4 protein-coding genes and 1 pseudogene are annotated in these 2,769 nt (G+C 67.6%); 4 read left to right on the top strand and 1 reads right to left on the bottom strand.

Annotation, left to right across the window (positions count from 1 at the left end; translation table 11 throughout):
• From VN856_RS02450 to VN856_RS02435, 4 genes are all read left to right on the top strand, one after another.
• Positions 1-367, top strand: a 367-nt coding sequence (locus VN856_RS02450) for a 5-oxoprolinase subunit B family protein (protein ID WP_325685808.1), incomplete at its 5' end; no start/stop codon positions are given.
• Positions 368-376: 9 nt separating this feature from the next.
• The gene (locus VN856_RS02445) at positions 377-1,282 is read left to right on the top strand and encodes a 5-oxoprolinase/urea amidolyase family protein (protein WP_325685806.1); all 906 of its coding nucleotides are present in this window, start codon (positions 377-379) and stop codon (positions 1,280-1,282) included.
• A gap of 21 nt (positions 1,283-1,303) precedes the next feature.
• Positions 1,304-1,849 (top strand): GNAT family N-acetyltransferase, encoded by a 546-nt coding sequence (locus VN856_RS02440; RefSeq protein WP_325685804.1) that lies wholly within the window; start codon positions 1,304-1,306, stop codon positions 1,847-1,849.
• A 150-nt stretch (positions 1,850-1,999) separates the two neighbouring features.
• Positions 2,000-2,440, top strand: a complete 441-nt coding sequence (locus VN856_RS02435; protein WP_325685802.1) for an Hsp20/alpha crystallin family protein — start codon at positions 2,000-2,002, stop codon at positions 2,438-2,440.
• A gap of 47 nt (positions 2,441-2,487) precedes the next feature.
• Here VN856_RS02435 and VN856_RS02430 read toward each other — a convergent pair.
• Positions 2,488-2,769: pseudogene (locus tag VN856_RS02430) on the bottom strand (DUF302 domain-containing protein); the annotation flags it as partial.

Raw genomic sequence — 2,769 nt, 5'->3', positions numbered from 1 at the left:
GATCGACGTCGTCTACGACGGCGCCGACCTCGCCGAGGTCGCTGAGCTCACCGGAATGTCCACGGCACAGGTCATCGACGCTCACTCGGCCAACCCATGGAAGGTCGGATTCTGCGGTTTCGCACCGGGTTTCGCCTATCTGGTCGGTGGCGACCCGTGCTTGGCCGTGCCGCGACGGTCTGAGCCACGCCCATCGGTCCCGGCCGGTGCGGTGGGCCTGGCCGGCGAATTCACCGGAATCTACCCGCGTCGTTCCCCCGGCGGATGGCAGCTGATCGGCCACACCGACGCGGTGTTGTGGGACATCGATCGGCCCGATCCGGCGTTGCTGACGCCAGGCATGTGGGTCCAGTTTCGGGCTGCATAGCGAGGCGACATGACGACCCTGGAGATTCTCCGCCCCGGACCGCTGGCCCTCATCGAAGATCTCGGCCGCGTCGGACTCGCCCATCTCGGCGTGACCCGGTCGGGGGCCGCCGACCGGCGGTCACACACGCTGGCCAACCGGCTGGTGGCCAACCCGGACGACCGCGCCACCATCGAGGTGACGATGGGTGGGTTCACCGCGCGAGTCCGCGGCGGCAGCGTCGACGTCGCGGTCACCGGCGCCGACACCAATCCCCGGGTTGGCGTAACCATGTTCGGCGCCAACAGTATTCAGCACGTCCGCGACGGCGAGGTGATCACATTAGGCGTTCCGCGTTCCGGATTGCGCAGCTACCTGGCCGTGCGTGGCGGCTTCGACGTGACTCCGGTGCTGGGCTCGCGTAGCTACGACGTGATGTCGGCAATCGGACCGTTGCCGCTGCAACCCGGTGACGTGTTGCCGATCGGGGAACACACCGAGGAGTACCCGGAGCTCGACCAGGCGCCGGTGGCGCCGATCTCCGACCAATTGGTCGAACTTCTGGTTGCTCCCGGCCCGCGCGACGACTGGCTGGCCGATGCCGACGCCCTCGTGCACACCATCTGGATGGCGTCGGACCGCAGCGATCGCGTCGGCATGCGGCTCGAAGGACGACCGCTGCGACACCGCGACCCGGGACGCCAACTACCCAGCGAAGGTGCGACCCGCGGCGCGATCCAGGTGCCGCCCAACGGATTACCGGTGATCCTGGGACCCGATCACCCGGTTACCGGCGGCTATCCGGTGGCCGGCGTGATCGCCGACCAGGACATCGACAAGCTCGCCCAGGTGCGTCCGGGCCAGCACGTGCGACTGCACTGGTCGCGTCCCAGAATCGCCGCAACTTCCATGTCGAGTTCGGTGGCGGCGGACTAGTCCAACTGGTAGACCAGCAGTGTGCGCACCCAGGTTCACACCGCCCGGTTAGTCCACACCGCCGACTTGGAAAGCGACGCGCGGCAGCGCGCGCACGAGATGGTCAACGAGGCGTTCGCCGGCGAGTTCACGGCCGCCGACTGGGACCACGCGCTGGGCGGAATGCATGCCCTGATCTGGGATCACGGTGCGATCATCGCGCACGGCGCCGTGGTGCAGCGACGCCTGCTGTACCGCGGGTTATCGCTGCGCTGCGGATACGTGGAAGCTGTTGCGGTGCGCGAGGATTGGCGCGGACAGGGTCTGGCCATCGCGATCCTCGACGCCTGCGAGCAGGTGATCCGCGGCGGCTACCAGATCGGTGCGCTGAGTTCGTCGGACCGGGGCAGGCGGCTCTACACCCTGCGCGGTTGGCTGCCGTGGCGCGGCCCGACATCGGTGTTGGCGCCGGGCGGGCCGATCCCGACTCCCGACGACGACGGGTCGGTGTTCGTCTTCCCGCTCGGGACAAACCTGGACGACACCGCGCCGTTGGCCTGCGATTGGCGCGACGGGGACGTCTGGTAACCACCCAGAAGCGCTGAGCTACAAGAGCTTTGTCGCGGCGCGGCGTTCGCTGACGGCGAAACGACTGACGGAACTTAAGCGTGGTCGACTCAAGTTTCTACCTGTAGAGCCGGCAAGTCGTCGGCACTCACACAGTACGAGGAGACACGAATGAGCAACCTGACCCTGTGGTCGCGACCCGCGTGGGATGTCGACCGCTGGATGCGCGATTTCTTTGGGCCGGCGGCGGCGACCGACTGGGCCAAGCCGGTAGCCGGTGGATTCAATCCTGCCGCCGAGATCGTCAAGGACGGCGAGGACGCGGTGGTACGGCTCGAACTGCCGGGCGTGGACGTCGAGAAAGACGTGAACGTCGAGGTCGACCACGGCCGCCTGGTCATCCACGGCGAGCGTCGCGACGAGCACGCCGAGGACAAGGACGGGCGCACGCTCCGCGAGGTTCGCTACGGTTCGTTCCACCGGTCGTTCCAGCTGCCCGCGCACATCACGGGTGAGGCCGTCAAGGCGTCCTACGACGCCGGCGTGCTGGCCGTCCGGGTTGCCGGCGCCTACGCCGGAACCCAGGCGCAGCGCATCGAAATCAGCAAGTAATCGCACTCGAATCCGCTGGAGCTCAACGGCTCCAGCGGATTCGTGCGTCAGCCGAAGGCCTGCCCGGCGTCCACACCCACGACGCGGAGCAGGTTCACCACCTTGCGGTCCAGATCCTTGCCGACCGCGGCCACCTCGGCAGGGCCGAGGCTGCCGAACGCCGGACCGGGCTGGTCCATCGTGAAGACCGCGTTGCCGTCGGCGTCGCTGTAGACCAACATGCGCAGCGGCGCGTACAACATTGCCTTGACGTCGTAGCGGAACATGCTCTCGGCGATGACGTGGTTGCCGATCAGATACTCGATCGCCTGAGTGTGGTGCCCCGCCAA

The organism is Mycobacterium sp. (genome assembly GCF_035603715.1).
In the GTDB taxonomy this organism is placed as follows: domain Bacteria; phylum Actinomycetota; class Actinomycetes; order Mycobacteriales; family Mycobacteriaceae; genus Mycobacterium.
This window is presented reverse-complemented; position numbering and strand designations above follow the sequence as displayed.